Genomic DNA, 22,574 nt, shown 5'->3' on the forward strand with positions numbered 1-22,574 from the left:
GTGGTTAAGTGTCCCTCACGCAGGGGCCTGATCGCGAAAGGGGCTGGTCATCACATGCCGGAGCCGAGAACCTGGCAGCTCGTGGCGGGCTCCGCCGTACTCGGTCTGGCCCTGGCCGCCGGAGCGGTGGCCGCGGCCGGCCCGTGGGACACGGGTCAGCGTAAGGCCGAGCGGGCCCGAGCGGTCACCCTCGGAACGACAGGTGGCGCACATCACGCCGGCGCCCCCGCCGCACCCGCCCCGCGCCGCCCCGCACCCGCCCCCAGCGCCGCCGGAGTCCTCCGCGCCCTCGAAGCCGCCGGGACCACCGGCACGACCACCCGACCGGGCGACCTCGCCGCCACCCTGGTCCCCCTCCTCGCCGACCCCGGCCTCGGCCCGCTGCGCACCGCCTCCGTCGTCGACGCCGCCACCGGCCGGCAGCTGTACGGCGAGGGCGCCGGCACCCCGATGACCCCCGCCTCCACCATCAAGATCGCCACCACGGCCGCCGCGCTCTCCGCCCTCGGCCCGGACCACCGCATCGCCACCACGACCGTCACGAGCACCGACGGCCGCACCGTCACCCTCGTCGGCGGCGGCGACCCCACCCTCGACCGGGCCCGCCTGGCGGCCCTCGCCGACGCCACCGCCCGCGCCCTCAAGACCCGCCGCGCAACGACCGTACGACTGGCCTACGACGCCGGCCTCTACACCGGCCCCGCCCGCCACCCCATCGGACCCAACGAGAACCTCGCCCCGGTCAGCGCCCTCATGACCGACGCCGGCCGCCTCGACGACAGCCGCGGCGGACCCGCCCCCCGCACCGCCGACCCGGCCCGCGACACCGCCACCGCCTTCGCCGAGCTCCTCCGCAAGGCCGGCGTCACCGTCAAGGACACCCCCACCCCCGGCAAGGCCCCCAAGGGCGACCGGGCCGTGCCCCTCGCCCGTACCGACTCCGCACCCCTCGCCGACCTCGTCGAACGCACCCTCACCCACAGCGACAACGACCTCGCCGAGGCCCTCGCCCGGCAGACCGCCCTCGCCCACGGCCGGCCCGCGAGCTTCACCGGCGCCGCCCAGGCCGTCCACGACGAGCTCGCCCGCCTCCGCCTCCCCCTCGCCGGCGCCCGCTTCGCCGACGGCAGCGGCCTCGACCGCCGCGACCGCGTCACCGCCGCCCTCCTCACCGGCATCCTCACCCGCGCGGCCGACCCCGCCCGCCCCCAGCTGAGGCCCGTCCTCACCGGACTGCCCGTCGGCGGCTTCAGCGGCACCCTCACCGACCGCTTCGGCAGCGACACCACCGCCTCCGGCGCCGGCCTGGTCCGCGCCAAGACCGGCACCCTCACCGGCGTCAACACCCTCGCCGGCACCGTCGTCACCGCCGACGGCCGCCTCCTCGCCTTCGCCTTCCTCGCCGGCCGCACCAGCTCACCGGCCACCGCCCAGCCCGCCCTCGACCGCCTCTCCGCCGCCCTCGCCCCACGCCACTCGCCCGAACCCTGACCGAACCCGCGCCGAGAACGTACGGTTGACGCATGACGAGCATCGGTGGTGCAGGCACATCGGGGATGGTCGACTGGAATCTCGCCGTCGCGACGGCGACCCGCCTGGTGCGCCCGGGCCCCGAGGTGACCAGGGACGAGGCCCGCGCGGTCGTCGCCGAACTCCGCAGACACGCCAAAGCCGCCGAGGAACACGTCCGCGGCTACACCCGGATGATCCCCGACGGCCACCAGCCGGAGGACACACCCGTCCTCGTCGTCGACCGCGCCGGCTGGATCAGGGCCAACGTCGCCGGCTTCCGCGAACTGCTCTCCCCCCTCCTCGACAAGATGCAGGAACGCCGCGCCGCCACCCCCGGCGGCACCGTCCTCAGCGCCGTCGGCGGCAAGGTCACCGGCGTCGAACTCGGCATGCTCCTGTCGTTCCTCGCCAGCCGCATCCTCGGCCAGTACGAGACCTTCGCCCCCGCCACCCGCGAACTGCCCGCCGGCACCGACGGCGCCGGCCGCCTCCTGCTCGTCGCCCCCAACATCGTCCACGTCGAGCGCGAGCTCGAAGTCTCCCCCCACGACTTCCGGCTCTGGGTCTGCCTCCACGAAGAGACCCACCGCACCCAGTTCACCGGCGTCCCCTGGCTCCGCGACCACCTCCAGGGCGAGATCCAGTCATTCCTCGCCGCCACCGACGTCGACCCCTCCACCGTCGTCGAACGCCTCCGCGAAGCCGCCCAGGCCCTCGTCGGCGGCCGCCCCGAAGGCGAACAGGGCGAACCCGCCCCCTCCCTCGTCGAACTCGTCCAGACCCCCGAACAGCGCGAGATCCTCGGCCGCCTCACCGCCGTCATGTCCCTGCTCGAAGGCCACGCCGACTACGTCATGGACGGCGTCGGCCCCGACGTCGTGCCCTCCGTCGCCGAGATCCGCGAGAAGTTCCAGCAGCGCCGCGCCCGCGGCGCCTCCCGCCTCGACCTCGCCCTGCGCAAGCTCCTCGGCCTCGACGCCAAACTCCGCCAGTACCGCGACGGCGAACGCTTCGTCCGCGCCGTCGTCGACCAGGTCGGTATGGACGGCTTCAACCGCGTGTGGACCTCCCCCAACACGCTCCCCACCAAGTCCGAGATCGCCAAGCCCGCCGACTGGGTGGCGAGGGTGCACCGTAAGGCAGACTCCTGAGACAGGTGCGTCGCATGACCGAACAACACCCCACCAATCACCCATCCGAGGGACCGTAGACGGCGGGTAAGGCGTGCAATGCTCGGGTAACGGCCAGGTTCTGTCACCATCGACGCACTCTCAGTGACCGAACCCCCACTTCCGACCGTTAAGACTCCGACCGAGGCACCCCACTCTCTCCACGAAGGGCACCGGACATGGGTCCCCATCCTGCGGTCGCGGCGATACGCCTGGCGGTCCGCCGCGTACTCCACGACGTCCTCACCGAACACCGGACCACCCCGCACCCCACCCCCGACACCACCCCGCACGGAACACCCGGCGAGCACCCCCTCGTCCTCGTCGCCTGCTCCGGCGGCGCCGACTCCATGGCACTCGCCTCCGCGCTCGCCTTCGAAGCCCGCAAACTCGACGTCCGCGCCGGCGGCATCACCGTCGACCACGGCCTCCAGGACGGCTCCGACCAGCGCGCCGCCGAAGTCGCCGACCGCATGACCGCACTCGGCCTCGACCCCGTCGAAGCCATCGCCGTCACCGTCGGCCGCGACGGAGGACCCGAAGCCGCCGCCCGCGACGCCCGCTACGCCGCCCTCGACGCCGCCGCCGAACGCCACGGCGCCACCGCCGTCCTGCTCGGCCACACCCGCGACGACCAGGCCGAAACCGTCCTGCTCGGCCTCGCCCGCGGCTCCGGCATCCGCTCCCTGTCCGGCATGGCCGCCGTCTCCGGCACCGGCCGCCGCTACCGCCGCCCCTTCCTGGAGCTCGACCGCCAGACCGTACGCAAGGCCTGCATCGCCCAGGAACTCGCCGTATGGGACGACCCCCACAACAGCGACCCCGCCTACACCCGCTCCCGGCTCCGCCACGAAGGCCTCCCCGCCCTCGAGAAAGCCCTCGGCAAGGGCGTCGTCGAAGCCCTCGCCCGCACGGCCCAGCTCTCCCGCGACGACGCCGACGCCCTCGACTCCTGGGCCGCCGACGTCGAAGCCGCCGTACGCGACGAAGCCGGCCGCCTCGAATGCGCCAAGCTCTTCGGACTGCCCCCCGCCGTACGCCGCCGCGTCCTGCGTCGCGCCGTCATCGCCGAGGGCGCCCCCGCCGGCTCCCTCTTCGCCCGTCACATCGAGGAACTCGACCGCCTCATCACCGGCTGGCGCGGCCAGGGAGCCATCAACCTGCCCGGCCGCGTCGAAGCGCGGCGGCAGGGTGGCAGACTGGTCATTCGGCAAGGCTGACGCAAGGCTGCAACGAAAGTGACCCGGGTGAACGAGAAGGACATGGGCACCGACCTCAAGTCGGTGCTCATCACCAAGGAAGAGATCGACGCGAAGCTGGCCGAGCTGGCCGCGAAGATCGACGCGGAGTACGCGGGCAAGGACCTGCTCATCGTCGGCGTCCTCAAGGGAGCCGTGATGGTGATGGCGGACCTGGCGCGCGCGCTGTCCACCCCCGTCACCATGGACTGGATGGCCGTCTCCTCCTACGGCGCCGGCACCCAGTCCTCCGGAGTGGTCCGCATCCTCAAGGACCTCGACACCGACATCAAGGGCAAGCACGTCCTGATCGTCGAGGACATCATCGACTCGGGCCTGACCCTGTCCTGGCTCCTGTCCAACCTCGGCTCCCGCGAGCCGGCCTCCCTGGAGGTCTGCACCCTCCTGCGCAAGCCGGACGCCGCCAAGGTCGCCATCGACGTCAAGTGGATCGGCTTCGACATCCCCAACGAGTTCGTCGTCGGATACGGCCTCGACTACGCCGAGAAGTACCGCAACCTTCCGTTCGTCGGTACCCTCGCCCCCCACGTCTACGGCGGCTGACGCAAGGGAACCCGTACCGTCTTCCCACCGTTGAAGCAAGGGAAGACGGTCGCGGGCGACAATGCTGGGGTACCGTCCGAAGAACAGTTCTTTTCTCACACAGCAGCATTTACCTACGGGCAGGAGGGACGGGGCGCCGAGCGCGCCCCGTATGGATGGACGTGAAGCGATACTTCCGCGGGCCGGTCATGTGGATCGTGCTGGCCGTCCTCGCCGTGGTCGTGCTGATGCAGGTCGTCGGCTCGTCCGAGGGCTACAAGACGGTGGACACCGGCAAGGTCGTCCAGGCGATCGACAAGAACCAGGTCAAAAGCGCAAAACTCACCACCGGTGACGAGCAGGTCGTCAAGATCGAGCTCGTCGACGGCCAGAAGATCGACAAGAGCAGCAAGGTCCAGGCCAGCTACATCGGCACCCAGGGCGCCGACCTGGCCGACAAGCTCCAGGAGAAGTTCGAGGCCGGCCAGATCGAGGGCGGCTACACCGTCTCCCCCGAGAAGCAGTCCCCGTTCCTCTCGGTCCTGCTCTCCCTGCTGCCCTTCGTCCTGATCGTCGTCGTCTTCCTCTTCCTGATGAACCAGATGCAGGGCGGCGGCTCCCGCGTCATGAACTTCGGGAAGTCCAAGGCCAAGCTCATCACCAAGGACACCCCCAAGACGACCTTCGCCGACGTGGCGGGATCCGACGAGGCGGTCGAGGAACTCCAGGAGATCAAGGAGTTCCTCCAGGAGCCGGCCAAGTTCCAGGCCGTCGGCGCCAAGATCCCCAAGGGCGTGCTGCTCTACGGCCCGCCCGGAACCGGCAAGACCCTCCTCGCCCGCGCCGTCGCCGGCGAGGCCGGAGTGCCGTTCTACTCGATCTCCGGCTCCGACTTCGTCGAGATGTTCGTCGGCGTCGGCGCCTCCCGCGTCCGCGACCTCTTCGAGCAGGCCAAGGCCAACGCCCCGGCCATCGTCTTCGTCGACGAGATCGACGCGGTCGGCCGCCACCGCGGCGCCGGCCTCGGCGGCGGACACGACGAGCGCGAGCAGACCCTCAACCAGCTCCTCGTCGAGATGGACGGCTTCGACGTGAAGGGCGGCGTCATCCTGATCGCCGCCACCAACCGGCCCGACATCCTCGACCCCGCCCTCCTGCGCCCCGGCCGCTTCGACCGGCAGATCGCCGTCGACCGCCCCGACATGCAGGGCCGACTGGAGATCCTCAAGGTCCACCAGAAGGGCAAGCCCGTCGCCCCCGACGTCGACCTCGGCGCGGTCGCACGCCGCACCCCGGGCTTCACGGGAGCCGATCTCTCCAACGTCCTGAACGAGGCGGCGCTCCTCACCGCCCGCTCGGACAAGAAGCTGATCGACAACCACTCCCTGGACGAGGCGATCGACCGCGTGGTCGCGGGCCCGCAGAAGCGGACCCGCATCATGTCGGACAAGGAGAAGAAGATCACCGCGTACCACGAGGGCGGCCACGCCCTCGTCGCGGCGGCCTCGCCGAACTCCGACCCGGTCCACAAGATCACCATCCTGTCCCGCGGCCGGGCCCTCGGCTACACGATGGTGCTCCCGGACGAGGACAAGTACTCGACCACCCGCAACGAGATGCTCGACCAGCTGGCCTACATGCTGGGCGGCCGCGCCGCGGAGGAGCTCGTCTTCCACGACCCGACCACGGGCGCGGCGAACGACATCGAGAAGGCCACCGCCACGGCCCGCGCGATGGTCACCCAGTACGGCATGACCGAGCGGCTCGGCGCCATCAAGTTCGGCGGCGACAACACCGAGCCCTTCCTCGGCCGCGAGATGGCGCACCAGCGCGACTACTCGGAAGAGGTCGCCGCGCTGGTCGACGAAGAGGTCAAGAAGCTCATCGAGACCGCGCACAACGAGGCGTGGGAGATCCTCGTCGAGAACCGCGACGTCCTCGACAACCTCGTCCTGGCCCTCCTCGAGAAGGAGACCCTGGGCAAGGAGGAGATCGCCGAGATCTTCGCCCCCATCGTCAAGCGCCCGGCCCGCCCGGCCTGGACCGGCTCCTCCCGCCGCACCCCCTCCACCCGCCCGCCCGTCCTCTCCCCGAAGGAGCTGGCCCTGACCAACAGCGCCAACGGCTCCTCCTCGACGACCCCCTCGGTGGACACCACCAAGGCCATCGAGGTCGCCCCCGAGGACACCCCGGAGCCTTAGGCTCCGCAGGTCCGACGACGGGCCCGGAATGGAAGCCGCGCCCCCGCAGGTTCTAGCCTGTGGGGGCGCGGCTTTTTCGCGTCATGTCAGACAGACGGAACGAGGCACAGATGACCGACCCGGTGACGCTGGACGGCGAGGGCACGATCGGCGAGTTCGACGAGAAGCGCGCCGAGAACGCCGTACGGGAGCTCCTCATCGCGGTCGGCGAGGACCCTGATCGCGAGGGGCTGCGTGAGACGCCGGCGCGGGTGGCGCGGGCGTACAGGGAGATATTCGCGGGCCTGTGGCAGGAGCCGGAGGACGTGCTGACGACCACGTTCGACCTGGGCCACGACGAGATGGTGCTGGTCAAGGACATTGAGGTGTACTCGACATGTGAGCACCACCTCGTCCCGTTCCGGGGCGTCGCCCACGTCGGGTACATCCCGTCCACCACGGGAAAGATCACCGGTCTGTCGAAGCTGGCCCGGCTGGTCGACGTCTACGCCCGCCGCCCGCAGGTGCAGGAACGACTCACCACCCAGGTGGCCGACTCCCTGATGGAGATCCTGGAGCCCCGGGGCGTCATCGTGGTCTTCGAGTGCGAGCACATGTGCATGTCGATGCGCGGCATCCGCAAGCCGGGCGCCAAGACCATCACCTCGGCGGTCCGCGGCCAGCTGCGTGACCCCGCGACCCGCGCCGAGGCGATGAGCCTGATCATGGCGCACTGACCGCGCGCCGACGGTCTCAGGCCCGGGCGGCGCCCGGGCCTTCGCCGTTCTCGTCGTCCTCCGGGAGCTTGCAGACGTGTTCCAGGAAGAGGGCGGCGGCGATGACGGCGAAGGCGGCGAGGACCGCGAAGGCGGCGTAGACGGCCTGGTCGCGGCGGGCCGGGATGTCGAGGGAGCCGAGGAGGAAGACGCCCGCGCCGCCGTACATGCCGGCGACCAGGGCGGCGACCAGGGCGCTGGCCTGGCCGAAGACGACCGCGCGGGCGGCCATCAGGGGTTCGACGCCCTTGGCGCCGGGGCGGCGCTCGCGCTGGGCCTTGAGGCGGGCGCGCAGCGAGAGGGCCGTGGCGGCGAGGACGGCGGCGATGGCGGCGAGGACGATGGGGGCGGCGAGCGGCACGCTGGGCAGCGTGCCGACCGAGTCCCACAGTCGGGCGGCGCCCCAGGAGAGGATGCCGGCCGCGATGAACAGTCCGGCGAGCACCTTGAGCCGCAGTTGTTTCACCGGGTGTCCTTCGTGTGGTCCGAGCGCCTGTCCGTGTTGTCTCCAAGGAGCGTAACGACTACTCGGGGAGTCGGAGTTCCAGGTCGGTGCGCGGCGCGACGCCTTCGTGGCCGAGGCCGGCGAGGAGGTCGGCGATGGTGCCGTGGCCGGGGAGCCGGGCTTCGGGGTCCACGTCGTGCCAGGGGGCGAGGACGAAGGTGCGCTGGTGGGCGCGGGGGTGGGGCAGGGTGAGGACGGGGTCGTCGGAGACGACGTCGGCGTAGGTGATGATGTCGACGTCGATGGTGCGGGCGCCCCATCGCTCTTCGCGGACCCGGTGGAAGGCCTCTTCGACGGCGTGGGCGCGCTCGAGGAGGGAGGCCGGGGGGAGGGTGGTCTTCACGAGGACGACGGCGTTGAGGTACGAGGGCTGGGAGCCGGGGTCGACGCCCCAGGGCTCGGTCTCGTAGACGGGGGAGACGGCCTTGACGCGCAGGCCGGGGGTGTCTTCGAGGGCGTCGACGGCGCCCTGGAGGGTTTCCAGGCGGTTGCCGAGGTTGGCGCCGAGGGCGAGGACGGCCCATTTCGGGTTGGAGAGGGTGACGTCGGCCGCGTCGACGGCGGCGGTCACCGCGGCCGGTACGGGCTGCACGGTGGGGTCGCTGTGCTGGGGCTTCATGCGCGGCTCCGGGTGATGGTGACGGTGACGTCGTCGAAGGGGACGGTGATCGGGGCGTCCGGCTTGTGGACGACGACCTCGACCTCCTGGACGCCGGCGTGCTTGAGGCACTGCTGGGCGATGCGCTCGGCGAGCGTCTCGATGAGGTCGACCGGCTCGCCCTGGACGACGTCGACGACTTCTTCCGCGACCACGCCGTAGTGGACGGTCTTGGTCAGGTCGTCGTCGGCGGCCGCGGCGCGGGTGTCCAGGCCGAGGGTGAGGTCGACGATGAAGGTCTGCCCCTCCTCGCGTTCCTTGGGGAAGACGCCGTGGTGTCCTCGGGCCTTGAGGCCGCGCAGCGCGACACGATCCACGCGAATCACTCCTGCTGTCGTAGTTCGGTGGCCACGCAGCCGGGTGCGGACGGCCGGGTGTCCAGCATCGAATCTACCTGCGGGCACCGACAGCCGGGGCGGCGCCTCCGTTCGGGGGTGGGGGCGGTGGCGTCAGTCGTCGGTGTCGGGCGCGTCGCTGTCGTCGTTCTCGGGGAGGACGGGGGAGGCGTGGTGGGACCAGAGGCGCCAGCCGTCTGACGTGCGGCGGAACACGTTGGTGGCGACGACGAGCTCGCCGACGAGGGGGCCGAGCTCGGCGCCGTCCTCGGCGGGTCCGCCGCTGAGGATGTTCTCGGTGCACGTGACGACCGCCACGTCGCCGGCGAGGGAGATCTCGACGTCGGTGAGGAAGAACTGGATGTAGTCGGTGTTCGCCATGATCAGGGCGTACGAGCGGAGCACCTCGCCGCGGCCGGTGAGGACGGGCCAGCCGGGGTGGACGCAGGAGACGGGGGTGGCTCCGTCGTCGAGCCAGAGGTCGGTGACGGCGTCGAAGTCTCCCTGTTCCATCGCCTCGTAGAAGGCGGTGTTGGCGGCTTCGACGGCGGTGCGGTCGGTCCGGCGGGAGGCGTGGGTCACCTGGCTCCTTCGACCGCTCGGGCGACCCGTACGGCGTCGGCGGTGGCGCGGACCTCGTGGACGCGGACGGCCCAGGCGCCTTCGTGGGCGGCGATGGCGGAGACGGCGGCGGTGGCGGCGTCGCGTTCGCGGGCGGGGGGCGGGGCGGCGCCGTCGTGGGCGAGGACGTGGCCGAGGAAGCGTTTGCGGGAGGCGGCGACGAGCAGGGGGCGGCCGAGGGCACGGAGCTCGGGGAGGTGGGCGACGAGGGCGAGGTCGTGGGGGGCGAGCTTGGCGAAGCCGAGGCCGGGATCGACGACGAGGCGTTCGGGGGCGATGCCGCCGTCGATGACGGCTTCCATGCGGGTGCGCAGTTCGGTGACGACTTCGCGGACGACGTCGTCGTAGACGGCGAGGCTGTTCATGTCCTTGCTGAAGCCGCGCCAGTGCATGACGACGAAGGGGACTTCGGCGGCGGCGACGGCGGGGACCATGGCGGGGTCGGCGAGGCCGCCGCTGACGTCGTTGACGAGGCGGGCGCCGGCGTCGACGGCGCGGGCGGCGACGGTGGCGCGCATGGTGTCGACGGAGACGGTGACGCCTTCGGCGGCGAGTCCGCGGACGACGGGTATGACGCGGCGGAGTTCTTCGTCCTCGTCGACGCGGCTGGCGCCGGGGCGGGTGGATTCGCCGCCGACGTCGACGAGGTCGGCGCCTTCGGCGACGAGGTCGAGGCCGTGTTTGACGGCGGCCGTGGTGTCGAACCAGCGGCCGCCGTCGGAGAAGGAGTCGGGGGTCACGTTGACCACGCCCATGACCGCGCAGCGGTCCCACTCCGGCAGGCCGAGCGCCGTGCCCCGGTCGTTCGTCGTACTCATGCGTCCAGCCTAGGGCCTGGCCTGGTGGGCGGCCCGGGTCAGGCGGCGCGGACCTCGTGCTCGGTCTGGGTGGGGACGATGTGGGCGCAGGGGCGGGGTGCGGCGGTGTGGGTGCGCCGGGTGAGGCGGGCGAGGGGGCGGGGCAGGGAGAGGTTCACGAAGCCTTCGGCCTGCATGGCGGCGAAGCCGATGCGGGGGAGGTCGCGGCTTTTGCGGTAGACGACGAAGCGGGGTTCCCAGCGGGGCTGGAATTTTGCGTTGAACTTGTAGAGGGACTCGATCTGGAACCAGCGGGAGAGGAAGACGAGGAGTCCCCGCCACAGGCGCAGGACGGGTCCGGCGCCGATCTTCTCGCCGCGGGCGAGGGCGGCGCGGAACATGGCGAAGTTGAGGGAGACCCGTTCGATGCCGAGGCGGGGGGCGTTCTGGAGGGCGGCGACGATCAGCAGTTCGTTCATGCCGGGGTCGGCGGCGCGGTCGCGGCGCATGAGTTCCAGGGACATGCCGTCGGGGCCCCAGGGGACGAAGTGGATGATCGCCTTCAGGTCGCCGTAGGGGGAGTGGGTGCCGGAGGCGTCGGGGTCGTCCTCTTTGTGGGCGGTGGCTATGACCGCCTCGCCGTCGCCGGGGTCGCCGATGCGGCCGAGGGCCATGGAGAAGCCGCGTTCGGTGTCGGTGCCGCGCCAGTCGTCGGCGGCGCGGCGGATGCGTTCGAGTTCGCCGTCGCTGAGGTCGGCGACGCGGCGGACCTTGGTGGTGTAGCCGTTGCGTTCGATGCGCTTGACCATCTGGCGTACGTTGCGCATGGCGCGGCCGGAGAGGGAGAAGTCGGCGACGTCGACGATGGCCTCGTCGCCGAGTTCGAGGGCGTCGAGCCCGGTCTCGCGGGTCCAGACCTGGCCGCCGGTCTCGGAGCAGCCCATGACGGCGGGGGTCCAGGAGTGGGCCTTGGCCTCGTCCATGAAGCGTTCGATGGCGCCGGGCCAGGCTTCGACGTCACCGATGGGGTCGCCGCTGGCGAGCATGACGCCGGAGACGACGCGGTAGCAGACGGCGGCCTTGCCGCTGGGGGAGAAGACGACGCCCTTGTCGCGGCGGAGGGCGAAGTGCCCGAGGGAGTCGCGGGCGCCGTGCTTGTCGAGGAGGGCGCGGAGCCTGGTCTCGTCGTCCTCGGTGAGTCGGGCGGCGGGGTGCTCGGGGCGGAAGGCGAGGTAGATGGTGGTGAGGGCGGTGAGCATGCCGAGGGCGCCGAGGGAGTAGCCGACGGTCCAGTCGACGCCGCGGGTGTAGGCGACGGGGCCTTCGATGCCGAACAGGCCGTAGAGGACGTGTTCGAGGCGGTCGGTGAGGCTGGGGCTGCCGACGACGCGGCGCGGGTGGGCGCTGACGATGACGAGGCCGAGGGCGATGGATCCGGCGCCCATGACGACGAAGTTGGCGAGCGCGCGCCAGCGGCTGCGGGGGTCGGGCAGGGCGGCGAACTCGTCCCGGTGGCGTACGAGGAGGGCGAGGAGGGCGAGGGAGAGCAGGGCTCCGGCGAGGGAGTGGCGCCAGACGAACTGGGCGACGGCGCCGAGGGGGAGCAGGACGACGGCGGCGCGCCAGGCGCGGCGCTTGTTGCGCTTGAGGCCGTGGGCGAGGAGCAGCAGCAGGACGCCGGCGCTGAGCGAGAGGGCCGCGGAGAGCGGTCCGAGGGTGCCGGGGAGGACCTCGGCGATGGCGTGCATGCGGCTGGCGCGGAAGCGCGGGAAGACGCCCGCGGCGATGTCGATCAGGCCGATGAGCGTGCAGGCCGTTCCGACGAGCGCGGGGACTTTCTCGGGGCGCGGTCCGCGCAGAATCCGGCGTACGCGATCCGGAACCGATCCGGTTTTGTCCCCATCTACCGTGACAGACATCGCTTCCCGTGCTTCCCGTGACTTCGCAAGAGATCGTTGATCCGGTGGTCCACGCTGGTCGGGCGGGCGTACCGGAGGTTTGCGCCTTCTAGGACGGATCAGCGATGGGGCGGGTTCACTCGCCGTCAGGGAAATTTTCAGGGAAAAATCAGGAAGAAAGCTCGGACGTCTCATGGGTCTCACCAGCAACAAGGTCCTCGCTCTGGCGGTCGTGCTGGCCGTGGTGTTCTTCGTCGCCACGATCTGGCTGTGGCCGCGGCTCGCGCGCGGCGGCTGGAAGTCCGTCCTGGGGCGGATCGGGCTGCTGCTCGCCACCCAGCTGGCGCTTTTCGCCTCGGTCGGTCTGGCGGCGAACAACTCGTTCCTCTTCTACGGTTCCTGGGCCGACCTGTTCGGTCAGGAGCAGGACCTGGGTGTGGTCGTGGACCACTCGGCCGGCTCCAAGGACGTGAAGGTCGTCGGCAAGCAGGCGCTGGACGTGCCCGGCGGCGGCCGTCCCTCGGTCGGCGGGCAGATACAGAAGGTCGTCATAGCCGGCGAGAAGTCGAGAATCGACTCGCCGGCGTACGTGTACCTGCCGCCGGAGTACTTCCAGGGCCGGTACGCGAAGTCCACCTTTCCCGCCTCGGTGGTGCTGACGGGCTACCCGGGTACGGCGGAGAACCTGCTGAAGGGGCTGAAGTACCCGAAGACGGCCTATCAGCAGGCCAAGGACAAGAAGATGCAGCCGATGATCCTGGTGATGCTGCGGCCGACGGTGGCGCCGCCGCGGGACACCGAGTGCGTGAACATCCCGGGCGGCCCGCAGACGGAGACCTTCTTCGCCGAGGACCTGCCGAAGGCGATCTCGGAGACGTACCGGGTGGGTACCAAGCCGCGGAACTGGGGCTTCATGGGGAACTCGACCGGCGGCTACTGCGCCCTGAAGATCGCGCTGCACCACCCGGACCGGTTCGCGGCGGGCGCGGGCTTCTCCGCGTACTACAAGGCGGCCGAGGACGTGACGACCGGCGATCTGTTCCACGGCGACGACAAGGCGCGCAAGCGGGCGGACCTGCTGTGGAGCCTGGACCACCTGCCGCAGGGGAACTCCTCGTTCCTGGTGACGACGTCGAAGCAGGGCGAGGGGAACCTCAAGGGGACGCGTGACTTCATCAAGAAGGTGAAGGCCCCGGCGCGGGTCTCCTCCATCACGCTGGAGAGCGGTGGCCACAACTTCAACACCTGGAACCGGGAGATCCCGCCGGGTCTGGTGTGGATGAGCGGGCGGCTCAGCGCGAGCTGACGGGTGCTTCCCGGGGGCTCGTACGGCGCAGGGCGCGGTGGACGCCCTCCGTCGTGAGGGTGCCGAGCACGCGGCCGGGGTCGCCGGGGGCGTGGACGGCGAGTCGGCCGGAGTCGTGCTGGAGGAGGACGGCGAGGGCGTCCTTGAGGGAGGTGCCGAGGGGGAGGGGCGCGGGGGCCTGCCCGGGGGTGGCCCCGGCGGGGCCGTCGGCGGGTTCCAGGTCGGCTTCGGTGACGGGGGTGACGGCGAGCCTCTTGAGTCCGCGGTCCGCGCCGACGAAGTCGGCGACGTAGGGGGTGGCGGGGGCGCCGAGGACGGTGGCGGGGGTGTCGAACTGCTCGATGCGACCCTGGCCGTAGACGGCGATCCGGTCGCCGAGCCGGACCGCCTCCTCCAGGTCGTGGGTGACGAGCAGCACCGTCTTGCGGACGGTGGCCTGGAGGTTCAGGAACTCCGTCTGGAGCCGTTCGCGGACGACCGGGTCGACGGCGCCGAAGGGCTCGTCCATGAGGAGGACGGGCGGGTCGGCGGCGAGGGCGCGGGCCACGCCGACGCGCTGGCGCTGGCCGCCGGAGAGCTGCTCGGGGTAGCGGTGGCCGTAGGTGGTGGGGTCGAGGCCGACCAGGTCGAGGAGTTCGGCGGCGCGCTCGCGGGCCTTCGCCTTCTTCCAGCCGAGCAGGGCCGGGACGGTGGCCGTGTTGTCGAGGACGGTGCGGTGCGGGAAGAGGCCGACCTGCTGGATGACGTAGCCGATGGTGCGGCGCAGCCGGACGGGGTCGACGGCCGAGACGTCCTCGCCGCCGAGCAGGATCCGGCCCTCGGTGGGCTCGACGAGCCGGTTCACCATCTTCATGGTGGTCGTCTTGCCGCAGCCGGACGGGCCGACGAGCGTGACCAGTTCGCCTTCGGCGACGTCGAAGGCGAGGTCGTCGACGGCGGTGGTGCCGTCCTCGTACCGCTTGGTCACGTGCTCGAACCGGATCATGGTTCCCCATTCTGGCCCGCCGCGGCCGGTCATGTGTGAAGGAAGTATTTCCACATCGTGGCGTTCCTCGGTGATCGTCGGCCGATTGTCGGTGGCTCGGGCTAGGGTCGTCAGACGGATGTTCGACGACGGGTGAGGACGGGGGTGTGTGCATGGCCGCGGCGAACTGCCTGGTGACGAACGACTGGATCTGCGGCGAGTATCTGCGCACCCGCTCGCAGGAGTTGACCGACGCCACCCTCCAGCACGCGGGCATCACCGTGGTGTCGGTGCTGCTCGGCCTCGCCGTCTCCTTCCCGCTCGCCCTGCTGGTGCGGGCCAGGCCGCGGTTCGCCGGCCCCGTCCTCGGGCTCACCACCCTGCTCTACACGATCCCGTCACTCGCGATGTTCTCGCTGCTCCTGCCCTTCCTCGGGCTGTCGTCGGCGCTCGTGGTGACCGGACTCGTGCTCTATTCGCTGACCATCCTGGTGCGGGGCATCCTCGCCGGGCTCGCGGCCGTGCCCGCGGAGACCCGGGAGGCCGCCCGGGGCATGGGGTACGGGGCGGGCCGGCTCCTCTGGGAGGTCGAACTCCCGCTCGCGCTGCCCGCCCTGATGGCCGGCATACGGATGGCGACGGTCTCGACGATCGCGCTGACCACGGTCGGCTCCATCGTCGGCCGCGGCGGCCTCGGCAACCTCATCGAGGACGCGCTGCCCACCTTCTTCAAGGCCCAGGTGCTCGCCGCCTCCGTCCTGTGTGTGCTGCTCGCCGTCACCGCCGACCTGCTGCTCCTCGGCCTCCAGCGGCTCCTCACGCCCTGGGCGCGGACACGGCCCGGCCGGGCGGGAGGCGCGTGAGATGAGTGTCCTCGTGGATGCCTGGTCCTGGCTGGCGACCGGCGCGAACTGGTCGGGCGAGAGCGGCGTCTGGCACCGGCTGGGCGAGCACCTGTACGTGAGCGGGGCCGCCCTGCTCCTCGCCTGCGCCGTCGCCCTGCCGCTCGGCCTGTGGCTCGGGCACCTGGGCAGGGGCGGCGCGCTCGCCGTGAACGTGTCCAACGCGGGCCGGGCGATCCCGGTCTTCGCCGTCCTCGCCCTGTTCATGGTCTCCCCGCTGCGCAACGCCGGTTACGTGCCGACCGTCGCCGCGCTCGTGCTGTTCGCGATACCGCCGCTGCTCACCCACGCCTATGTGGGCGTACGGGAGGTGGACCGCGCGGTCGTGGAGGCCGCCCGGGGCATGGGCATGTCCGGCGGCCAGCTCTTCCGCGGGGTGGAACTGCCGCTGGCCCGGCCGATGCTGATGGCCGGTCTGCGCTCGGCGGCCGTGCAGGTCGTCGCCACCGCGACGATCGCCGCCATGGTCGGCCAGGGCGGCCTCGGCCGGATCATCACCGCCGGATTCAACACGTACGACACACCGCAGGTGGTCGCCGGCGCCGTGCTCGTGGCCCTGCTGGCCCTCCTCGTGGAGGCGCTCCTGGTGGCCGCGGACCGGCTCGTCGGCCGCGGCGGACGACTGAAGGGATGATCTTGTGGTCAGGACCTCGCGCATCACGGGTGCGGCACTGGGCGCGGCGGCACTCGCCGTCTCGCTGACCGCGTGCGCAGGCGGCGACAGCCTGGAGAAGACGAAGCCGGGCGCGGCCCCGGACGGGGGCGGAGGCAAGGGCTCGATCGTCGTCGGCGCCGCCGCGTTCACCGAGTCGAAGGTCCTCGCCGAGCTCTACGCCGGGATCCTCGACGACGCCGGATACTCCGCGAGCGTCACCACGGTGAAGAATCGCGAGCTGTACGAACCGTCCCTGGAGAAGGGCGAGATCGACGTCGTACCGGAATACGCGGCGACGCTCGCGGAATTCCTCAACGCGAAGGCGAACGGCCCCAAGGCGCCCGAGGAGAAGCCGGTCGCCTCCGGTGACCCGGTCGCCACCACCGAGGCGCTGAAGAAGCTCGCCGAACCGCGCGGACTGAAGGTGCTCGCCTTCGGCGCCGCCGTCGACCAGAACGCCTTCGCCGTGAGCAGGGAATTCGCGGAGAAGAACAAGCTGCGGACGCTTTCCGATCTCGGCCGCGCCAAGCTGAAGGTGAAGATCGCGGCCGGCGACGAATGCGAGATCCGCCCCTTCTGCGCGCCGGGCCTGAAGAAGACCTACGGGATCGACGTCATCGGCGTGGACCCCAAGGGAGTCGGCACCCCGCAGGCCAAGCAGGCCGTGAAGGACGGGGTGGACCAGCTCGTCCTCACCACGACCACGGACGCGACCGTCGAGTCCTTCGGACTGGTCTTCCTCGAGGACGACAAGAAGCTCCAGAACGCGGACAACGTGCTGCCCGTGGTCCATGCGAAGGACGCCGGTTCCCCGGAGATAGCCGCCGCCCTGGACAAGATCACCAAGGTGCTGACGACGGCGGATCTCGCCGAACTCAACCGTAAGGTCGACGCCGAGCGGGCGAAGCCCGAGGACGTGGCGAAGGCCTATCTGGAGTCGAAGGGGCTGCTCAAGAAGTAGGCGCCCGGTAAGGGGAGTCGGGCGGGGCCGTCCGGGAATGGGGACGGCCCGGACCGGTGACGGCGAGAACTCGCCAAGAGATTGCCGGGCCGACCCCCCATACGGCGCCTACGCACGGTAAATTTCAGGCCATGCCACGTGGACGTCACCGCCATTCCCCACCTCTGCACAAGCTTCTGCCGCCTTCCGCGGTCGCCGGGGCTTCGGTCGTCTGTGCCGCGGGCGCCTGGCTGCTCGGTGATCCCCTGGTGCTGCGGCTGCTCGTGGCCGCCGCGGCGGCCGCCGCCGTCACCGGCGCCGTTCTCATGCGCAGTTGGGACCGCAGCGCCGGCCGTCAGGTCGCCGAGCTGAACCGGGCCCGCACCGCCGACCAGTGGAAGACCGAGGAGCGGATCGCCGAGCTGGAGTCCGACCTCGAGGAGTCGCGCGAGCTGCGCGCCCGCCTCGACGCCAAGCTGCGCGCCAAGCGGGTCGAGCTGGCCGGGCTCCGCAGCGAGCACGCCGACCTCCTGCGCCGCTACGCCACCGCCGAGACCGAGCGGGCCAGCGCGCTGGAGGGCCGCCGCGTCCTCGCCCTGGAGACGAGCGCGTCCACCGGGACGAAGGCCCTGCCCGCGGCCGGCTCCACCCCGACCCCGGAGGCGTACCGCAGGGCCGCGGAGGCCCTGCGCAACCTCGCGGCGAAGGCGGGAGGCGAGGCCGAGGAGGACGCGGAGCCCGAGCCGGCGCCCGGGGCCGAGTCCGAGGCGGAGGCGGAGGCGGCTCGGAACGAGCGGAACGAGCGGGACGAGGAGAACGAGCAGCACACGAAGACCACCGGCGCCGCCGCCCTGCGCACCGTGCCCGCCGCCGCGGCGATCGCCCCCTACGCCGCCCGCCGGCCCGTCCAGCGACCCACGGGTGGTTTCGACTACTTCGGTACGCAGGGCACGTCCGGCACGCGGGCCGCGCTGGGCGCCAAGAAGGCGGCCGCCGCGATCGAGGCCGTGCAGGACGCCGACCTCGCCGACGTCGTGGGCGAGGAGGTCCTCGCCGACGCCGCCAAGCCGGCCGCCCCCGAGCAGCGGGCGATCGGCCAGGTCATCGACCTGACCGCGCACGACGAGACCGAGCAGCTCGACGTGGCCGAGCTGCGCGGCGCGGTCAACTCGTAGGGCACACCCCGAGGTATACGCGGAAGGCGCCGGCGGACACGATCCGCCGGCGCCTTCCCGCGTCGTGGGGTCACTTGTCGATGTCGCCGACCACGAAGAAGAGCGAGCCGAGGATCGCCACCATGTCGGCGACCAGCGTCCCCGGCAGCAGCTCGGTCAGCGCCTGGATGTTGTTGTACGAGGCCGAGCGCAGCTTGAGCCGGTACGGGGTCTTCTCGCCCTTGGAGACCAGGTAGTAGCCGTTGATGCCGAGCGGGTTCTCGGTCCAGGCGTAGGTGTGTCCCTCCGGTGCCTTGAGGACCTTCGGCAGCCGCTGGTTGATGGGCCCCTGCGGCAGCTCGTCGATCCGGTCAAGGCAGGCGTCGGCGAGCTCCAGGGAGTTGTGCGTCTGATCGAGGAGGCACTCGAAGCGGGCCAGGCAGTCGCCCTCGGTCCGGGTCACCACCCGCAGGGTGTCCCGCAGCTCCCCGTACGCGAGATACGGCTCGTCCCGGCGCAGGTCGAAGTCCACCCCCGAGGCACGGGCGATGGGTCCCGACACCCCGTACGCGTGCGCGGTCTCCTGGGACAGGACGCCGACCCCGCGGGTGCGGCCCCGGAAGATCTCGTTGCCGAGCACCAGCCGGTCGTACACGTCCATCCGCGACCGCACGTCGGCGACGGCCTGCCGGGCCCGGCCCAGCCACCCGGCGGGCAGGTCCTCCTTGAGGCCGCCGACCCGGTTGAACATGTAGTGCATCCGGCCGCCGGAGACCTCCTCCATGACGGCCTGGAGCTCCTCGCGCTCGCGGAAGGCGTGGAAGACGGGGGTGATGCCGCCGAGCTCCAGCGGATACGAGCCGAGGAACATCAGGTGGTTGAGCACCCGGTTCAGCTCGGCGAGCAGCGTCCGCGTCCACACGGCCCGCTCCGGGACCTCCATGCCGAGCATCCGCTCGACGGCCATGACGACACCGAGCTCGTTGGAGAACGCGGACAGCCAGTCGTGCCGGTTGGCCAGCATGATGATCTGCCGGTAGTCCCGTGCCTCGAACAGCTTCTCGGCACCCCGGTGCATGTACCCGACGACCGGCTCGGCCTCCCGGATCACCTCGCCGTCGAGCACGAGCCGCAACCGGAGCACACCGTGCGTGGAGGGATGCTGCGGCCCGATGTTGAGCACCATGTCGGTGCTCTCCGCCGCGCCACCGATGCCGACCGTCGTCTCCGTCATGCCGGACAGTATCCCTCGCGTGCCCCGGGCGGTGGGCGTGGGCGGCACCCGGCGGCGCGGTGGCCGGTCAGCCCACGCGCTGGACCAGCCAGAGGAAGTCCCCGAGACCGCCCGGTGCGGTCAGTTCCGCGGCCTCCCCGGCGGAGGCGAGCGCGCGGACGTACCCGGCGGGGTCGGTCGAGGCCAGGGCCAGGGGCGGCCGTTCGCCGGACACGCCGAGTCCCCGCAGCGCCTCCCGCTGGGTGAGCAGCTCGGGCGCGGGCCGGGGCGGCCGACCGGCCCTGGTGCGGGCCGCCCCGGTGCCGCCGGAGTCGGGCGCCGTCCCGGTGCCGGTCCCGGCGCTCGTGGCTCCGGCGTCCTCGGTCCCGGCCGTGGCCGTCGGCCCGGTGGCCGCCGCCGCGCACGCGTCCAGGGCCACGTGGGCCGTCAGGTCACAGGTGCCGTCGGGGACCGGGGGGACCTCGCGGCCGGAGCGGAAGCCGGTGAGGGTGCCGAAGAGGGGGCGGGCGGAGGCGAGGTGGGCGTAGTCGACGGCCACCGCCGTGCCGGCCGCCAGCGACGTCACCGCCGTCGCCCAGGCCGCGTCCCGGGGGCGGCCGATCTCCGCGCGTTCGCCCGGCTCCCGCAGCGGCCACCACCGCTCGAGCCACCGCGCGTCCGGCCCCGACACGGCCCCGCCCAGCCGCTCACGACCGGCCCCGTCCACCTCCACGTAGCGCACCGTGCCCGCCTCGTCGACCTGCGCCACCTCCACCGGCACGTTGTCCAGCCACTCGTTCGCGAACAGCAGCCCCCGCTCACCTTCAGGCACCCGCTCCGTCCAGCTGATCGCCGGGTCCAGGCCCTCCGGGCGGGCCGCGCGCTCCACCCCGTACGGACGGACCCGCAGACCCGCGGGGACCGCCGCCAGCACGCCGGTCAGCAGCTCGCCCCGCCCCGCGCCCACATCCACGAACGCGACCTCGTCCGTGCCCAGCTCCCGCGCCGTCCGCACCAGGAGCCGCGCCACCGCGCCGGCGAACAGCGGTGACGCGTGCACCGACGTACGGAAGTGGCCGGCCGGCCCCTCCGGTCGCAGGAAGAAGCCCCCCGGGCCGTACAGTGCCCGCTCCATGGCGTCCCGCCAGCCCTGCCATTGACACGTCTCATCCGTCACGTGCCCCAGTCTCCACCTTGGGGAGTACGGGCCTCGAGGGAAGGATCGACCCCACGGTTGACCCCTGCACCTATCCCCTTTCCCTACGCTGGGTCACGTGCAGCGCCTCTACGACTTCCTCCGCAGACACCCGACGGGCGTCGACACCTTCTGGGCCGTCGTCCTCTTCGGGTTCTCCCTGCTGTGGGTGGCCTCGTCCGTCCCGGCGGTCGTCGAGCCCGTCCCCTACGCGGTCGTCGGCGCGCTGTTCTCCCTGGTCGTCGCCCTGCGGCGGCGCATGCCCGAGAAGATGCTGCTGCTCACGGTCGCTCTCGGCCTCGCCCAGCTCGCCTTCGGGATCATCCCCTTCATGGCGGACTTCGCCATGCTCGTGATCATCTACACCGTCGCCGCGCACGACGGGCCGCGCTGGGCCTCCCGGCTCGCCCTCGTCGGCGGGCTGAGTGCCAGCACGCTCTCCCAGCTGCGCTGGCCGGTGCAGGAGGGCAGCGACTCGCTCGCCGCCAAGATCTTCTTCACGATCATGATGGCCGTGCCCTTCGCGCTCGCCTGGGTCCTCGGCGACTCCCTGCGCACCCGCCGCGCCTACTTCGCCCAGCTGGAGGAACGCGCCTCCCGCCTGGAGAAGGAACGCGAGGCGCAGGCCAAGGTCGCCGTCGCCGCCGAACGCGCCCGGATCGCCCGCGAGCTGCACGACGTCGTCGCCCACAACGTCTCCGTGATGGTGGTGCAGGCCGACGGCGCCGCCTACGTCATGGACTCCTCGCCGGAGACCGCCAAGCAGGCCCTGGAGACCATCTCCGGCACCGGCCGCCAGGCCCTCGCCGAGATGCGGCGGCTGCTCGGCATCCTCCGCACCGGCGAACACCAGGAGGCCGGCGAGTACGTGCCGCAGCCCGACGTCCAGCAGATCGAGGACCTGGTCGAGCAGGTCCGCGGCGCCGGTCTCGCCGTCGACTTCAAGATCGAGGGCACCCCGCGCCCGCTGCCCAGCGGCGTCGAGCTCACCGCGTACCGGATCGTCCAGGAAGCCCTCACCAACACCCGCAAGCACGGCGGCCCCGACGCCGGTGCCAGCGTCCGCCTCGTCTACTTCGACGACGGCCTCGGACTGCTCGTCGAGGACGACGGGCGGGGCGCGCCGCAGGAGATGTACGAGGACGGCGGCGCCGACGGCCGCGGCCACGGTCTGATCGGCATGCGCGAGCGCGTCGGCATGGTCGGCGGCACCCTCGACGCCGGCCCGCGCCCCGGCGGCGGCTTCCGCATCAGCGCCCTGCTCCCCCTCAAGCCCGCTCACTGACGACCCCTAAGGATCCCCATGTCCATCCGCGTGATGCTCGTCGACGACCAGGTGCTGCTGCGCACCGGCTTCCGCATGGTGCTGGCCGCCCAGCCGGACATGGAGGTCGTCGCGGAGGCGGGCGACGGGGTGGAGGCCCTGGAGGTCCTGCGGGGCACGGCGGTGGACGTGGTCCTGATGGACGTGCGCATGCCCAAGCTGGACGGGGTGGAGACGACCCGGCGGATCTGCGCGCAGCCCGACGCCCCGAAGGTGCTGATCCTGACCACCTTCGACCTCGACGAATACGCCTTCTCCGGGCTCAAGGCGGGCGCGAGCGGCTTCATGCTCAAGGACGTGCCGCCCGGCGAACTCCTCGGAGCGATCCGTTCCGTCCACAGCGGTGACGCGGTCGTCGCGCCGTCCACCACCCGCCGCCTCCTCGACCGCTTCTCCCCGATGCTGCCCTCGGCCGGGCCCGAGCCGCGCCAGAAGGAGCTCGACCGGCTCACCGACCGGGAACGCGAGGTGATGATGCTGGTGGCGCAGGGCCTGTCGAACGGCGAGATCGCCGCCCGGCTGGTGCTGTCCGAGGCCACCGTGAAGACCCATGTGGGCCGCATCCTCACCAAGCTCGGCCTGCGCGACCGCGTCCAGGTCGTCGTCCTCGCGTACGAGACCGGCCTCGTCCGGGCCGGCGGCGGAGCGGTCTGAACGGCCGCCGCTCCCGTCCGCTCCCGTCCGCCCGC

At 71.9% G+C, this 22,574-nt stretch carries 22 protein-coding genes; 13 read left to right on the forward strand and 9 right to left on the reverse strand.

Annotated features, from left to right (window positions below; translation table 11 throughout):
* Positions 1–54: 54 nt before the first annotated feature.
* The 6 genes from dacB to folE all read left to right on the forward strand — a co-directional run bounded on the left by dacB (position 55) and on the right by folE (position 7,379).
* Complete coding sequence (dacB, locus tag ACFY7C_RS28120; RefSeq protein ID WP_389655521.1) at positions 55–1,491, forward strand: D-alanyl-D-alanine carboxypeptidase/D-alanyl-D-alanine-endopeptidase; 1,437 nt, start codon at positions 55–57, stop codon at positions 1,489–1,491.
* Positions 1,492–1,523: 32 nt separating this feature from the next.
* Entirely contained in the window at positions 1,524–2,663 is a 1,140-nt protein-coding gene (locus ACFY7C_RS28125; protein ID WP_389655523.1) for a zinc-dependent metalloprotease, read from the forward strand.
* A 197-nt stretch (positions 2,664–2,860) separates the two neighbouring features.
* Complete coding sequence (tilS, locus tag ACFY7C_RS28130; RefSeq protein ID WP_389655525.1) at positions 2,861–3,901, forward strand: tRNA lysidine(34) synthetase TilS; 1,041 nt, start codon at positions 2,861–2,863, stop codon at positions 3,899–3,901.
* 42 nt (positions 3,902–3,943) lie between these two features.
* The gene (hpt, locus tag ACFY7C_RS28135; protein ID WP_132917781.1) at positions 3,944–4,483 is read left to right on the forward strand and encodes a hypoxanthine phosphoribosyltransferase; all 540 of its coding nucleotides are present in this window, start codon (positions 3,944–3,946) and stop codon (positions 4,481–4,483) included.
* A 155-nt stretch (positions 4,484–4,638) separates the two neighbouring features.
* Complete coding sequence (gene ftsH, locus ACFY7C_RS28140) at positions 4,639–6,663, forward strand: ATP-dependent zinc metalloprotease FtsH (protein ID WP_389655527.1); 2,025 nt, start codon at positions 4,639–4,641, stop codon at positions 6,661–6,663.
* 110 nt (positions 6,664–6,773) lie between these two features.
* Complete coding sequence (folE, locus tag ACFY7C_RS28145) at positions 6,774–7,379, forward strand: GTP cyclohydrolase I FolE (protein ID WP_389655529.1); 606 nt, start codon at positions 6,774–6,776, stop codon at positions 7,377–7,379.
* A 16-nt stretch (positions 7,380–7,395) separates the two neighbouring features.
* Here the strand turns inward: folE and ACFY7C_RS28150 are convergent, their stop codons facing one another.
* The 6 genes from ACFY7C_RS28150 to ACFY7C_RS28175 form a co-directional block, all read right to left on the reverse strand.
* The gene (locus ACFY7C_RS28150) at positions 7,396–7,884 is read right to left on the reverse strand and encodes a DUF3180 domain-containing protein (RefSeq protein WP_389655531.1); all 489 of its coding nucleotides are present in this window, start codon (positions 7,882–7,884) and stop codon (positions 7,396–7,398) included.
* A 58-nt stretch (positions 7,885–7,942) separates the two neighbouring features.
* On the reverse strand, positions 7,943–8,542 hold the full coding sequence (gene folK, locus ACFY7C_RS28155; RefSeq protein ID WP_389655533.1) for a 2-amino-4-hydroxy-6-hydroxymethyldihydropteridine diphosphokinase: 600 nt from the start codon (positions 8,540–8,542) through the stop codon (positions 7,943–7,945).
* Positions 8,539–8,898: a dihydroneopterin aldolase gene (folB, locus tag ACFY7C_RS28160; protein WP_356698728.1), complete on the reverse strand. Its 360-nt coding sequence runs from the start codon at positions 8,896–8,898 to the stop codon at positions 8,539–8,541. Before folB ends, folK begins: the two co-directional genes overlap by 4 nt.
* 132 nt (positions 8,899–9,030) lie before the next feature.
* Positions 9,031–9,498, reverse strand: a complete 468-nt coding sequence (locus tag ACFY7C_RS28165) for a nuclear transport factor 2 family protein (protein WP_389655536.1) — start codon at positions 9,496–9,498, stop codon at positions 9,031–9,033.
* A complete protein-coding gene (gene folP / locus ACFY7C_RS28170) occupies positions 9,495–10,355 on the reverse strand; it encodes a dihydropteroate synthase (protein WP_389655538.1) in 861 nt (286 codons plus the stop codon). The genes ACFY7C_RS28165 and folP overlap by 4 nt, the downstream gene beginning before the upstream one ends.
* Before the next feature lie 38 nt (positions 10,356–10,393).
* Complete coding sequence (locus ACFY7C_RS28175) at positions 10,394–12,253, reverse strand: phosphatidylglycerol lysyltransferase domain-containing protein (RefSeq protein WP_389655540.1); 1,860 nt, start codon at positions 12,251–12,253, stop codon at positions 10,394–10,396.
* 172 nt (positions 12,254–12,425) lie between these two features.
* Here ACFY7C_RS28175 and ACFY7C_RS28180 point away from each other — a divergent pair, with 172 nt between their 5' ends.
* Positions 12,426–13,538: an alpha/beta hydrolase gene (locus tag ACFY7C_RS28180; protein WP_389655542.1), complete on the forward strand. Its 1,113-nt coding sequence runs from the start codon at positions 12,426–12,428 to the stop codon at positions 13,536–13,538.
* Here ACFY7C_RS28180 and ACFY7C_RS28185 read toward each other — a convergent pair.
* Entirely contained in the window at positions 13,525–14,523 is a 999-nt protein-coding gene (locus ACFY7C_RS28185) for an ABC transporter ATP-binding protein (protein WP_389655544.1), read from the reverse strand. The genes ACFY7C_RS28180 and ACFY7C_RS28185 overlap by 14 nt on opposite strands.
* Positions 14,524–14,675: 152 nt before the next feature.
* Here ACFY7C_RS28185 and ACFY7C_RS28190 point away from each other — a divergent pair, with 152 nt between their 5' ends.
* From ACFY7C_RS28190 to ACFY7C_RS28205, 4 genes are all read left to right on the forward strand, one after another.
* Entirely contained in the window at positions 14,676–15,365 is a 690-nt protein-coding gene (locus tag ACFY7C_RS28190; RefSeq protein ID WP_389655546.1) for an ABC transporter permease, read from the forward strand.
* Position 15,366: 1 nt separating this feature from the next.
* Complete coding sequence (locus ACFY7C_RS28195; protein WP_389655548.1) at positions 15,367–16,038, forward strand: ABC transporter permease; 672 nt, start codon at positions 15,367–15,369, stop codon at positions 16,036–16,038.
* A 4-nt stretch (positions 16,039–16,042) separates the two neighbouring features.
* Positions 16,043–17,020, forward strand: coding sequence for an ABC transporter substrate-binding protein (locus tag ACFY7C_RS28200; RefSeq protein WP_389655550.1), 978 nt, complete (start codon positions 16,043–16,045; stop codon positions 17,018–17,020).
* Positions 17,021–17,151: 131 nt separating this feature from the next.
* Complete coding sequence (locus ACFY7C_RS28205) at positions 17,152–18,174, forward strand: hypothetical protein (RefSeq protein WP_389655552.1); 1,023 nt, start codon at positions 17,152–17,154, stop codon at positions 18,172–18,174.
* Between the two features lie 70 nt (positions 18,175–18,244).
* On the opposite strand, the gene ACFY7C_RS28210 is transcribed toward ACFY7C_RS28205, so the two are convergent.
* Positions 18,245–19,387, reverse strand: a complete 1,143-nt coding sequence (locus ACFY7C_RS28210) for an NADH-quinone oxidoreductase subunit D (RefSeq protein ID WP_389655554.1) — start codon at positions 19,385–19,387, stop codon at positions 18,245–18,247.
* A gap of 67 nt (positions 19,388–19,454) precedes the next feature.
* Positions 19,455–20,501, reverse strand: coding sequence for an SAM-dependent methyltransferase (locus ACFY7C_RS28215; RefSeq protein WP_389655556.1), 1,047 nt, complete (start codon positions 20,499–20,501; stop codon positions 19,455–19,457).
* Positions 20,502–20,640: 139 nt separating this feature from the next.
* Here ACFY7C_RS28215 and ACFY7C_RS28220 point away from each other — a divergent pair, with 139 nt between their 5' ends.
* Positions 20,641–21,846 carry a sensor histidine kinase gene (locus ACFY7C_RS28220; RefSeq protein ID WP_389655558.1) on the forward strand — a complete coding sequence of 402 codons (1,206 nt, stop codon included), beginning with the start codon at positions 20,641–20,643 and terminating at the stop codon, positions 21,844–21,846.
* Positions 21,847–21,864: 18 nt separating this feature from the next.
* Positions 21,865–22,539 (forward strand): response regulator, encoded by a 675-nt coding sequence (locus ACFY7C_RS28225; protein WP_389655560.1) that lies wholly within the window; start codon positions 21,865–21,867, stop codon positions 22,537–22,539.
* The last annotated feature ends 35 nt before the right edge of the window (positions 22,540–22,574 follow it).

The organism is Streptomyces sp. NPDC012769, from assembly GCF_042901205.1.
In the GTDB taxonomy this organism is placed as follows: Bacteria; Actinomycetota; Actinomycetes; order Streptomycetales; family Streptomycetaceae; genus Streptomyces.

Bases quoted from the DNA above. Each gene is read 5' to 3' on its own strand.
- dacB (WP_389655521.1), top strand. From the start codon at position 55: ATGCCGGAGCCGAGAACCTGGCAGCTCGTGGCGGGCTCCGCCGTACTC.
- ACFY7C_RS28125 (WP_389655523.1), top strand. From the start codon at position 1,524: ATGACGAGCATCGGTGGTGCAGGCACATCGGGGATGGTCGACTGGAAT.
- tilS (WP_389655525.1), top strand. From the start codon at position 2,861: ATGGGTCCCCATCCTGCGGTCGCGGCGATACGCCTGGCGGTCCGCCGC.
- hpt (WP_132917781.1), top strand. From the start codon at position 3,944: ATGGGCACCGACCTCAAGTCGGTGCTCATCACCAAGGAAGAGATCGAC.
- ftsH (WP_389655527.1), top strand. From the start codon at position 4,639: ATGGACGTGAAGCGATACTTCCGCGGGCCGGTCATGTGGATCGTGCTG.
- folE (WP_389655529.1), top strand. From the start codon at position 6,774: ATGACCGACCCGGTGACGCTGGACGGCGAGGGCACGATCGGCGAGTTC.
- folK (WP_389655533.1), bottom strand. From the start codon at position 8,542: ATGAAGCCCCAGCACAGCGACCCCACCGTGCAGCCCGTACCGGCCGCG.
- folP (WP_389655538.1), bottom strand. From the start codon at position 10,355: ATGAGTACGACGAACGACCGGGGCACGGCGCTCGGCCTGCCGGAGTGG.
- ACFY7C_RS28175 (WP_389655540.1), bottom strand. From the start codon at position 12,253: ATGTCTGTCACGGTAGATGGGGACAAAACCGGATCGGTTCCGGATCGC.
- ACFY7C_RS28180 (WP_389655542.1), top strand. From the start codon at position 12,426: ATGGGTCTCACCAGCAACAAGGTCCTCGCTCTGGCGGTCGTGCTGGCC.
- ACFY7C_RS28185 (WP_389655544.1), bottom strand. From the start codon at position 14,523: ATGATCCGGTTCGAGCACGTGACCAAGCGGTACGAGGACGGCACCACC.
- ACFY7C_RS28190 (WP_389655546.1), top strand. From the start codon at position 14,676: ATGGCCGCGGCGAACTGCCTGGTGACGAACGACTGGATCTGCGGCGAG.
- ACFY7C_RS28195 (WP_389655548.1), top strand. From the start codon at position 15,367: ATGAGTGTCCTCGTGGATGCCTGGTCCTGGCTGGCGACCGGCGCGAAC.
- ACFY7C_RS28205 (WP_389655552.1), top strand. From the start codon at position 17,152: ATGCCACGTGGACGTCACCGCCATTCCCCACCTCTGCACAAGCTTCTG.
- ACFY7C_RS28210 (WP_389655554.1), bottom strand. From the start codon at position 19,387: ATGACGGAGACGACGGTCGGCATCGGTGGCGCGGCGGAGAGCACCGAC.
- ACFY7C_RS28215 (WP_389655556.1), bottom strand. From the start codon at position 20,501: ATGGAGCGGGCACTGTACGGCCCGGGGGGCTTCTTCCTGCGACCGGAG.
- ACFY7C_RS28225 (WP_389655560.1), top strand. From the start codon at position 21,865: ATGTCCATCCGCGTGATGCTCGTCGACGACCAGGTGCTGCTGCGCACC.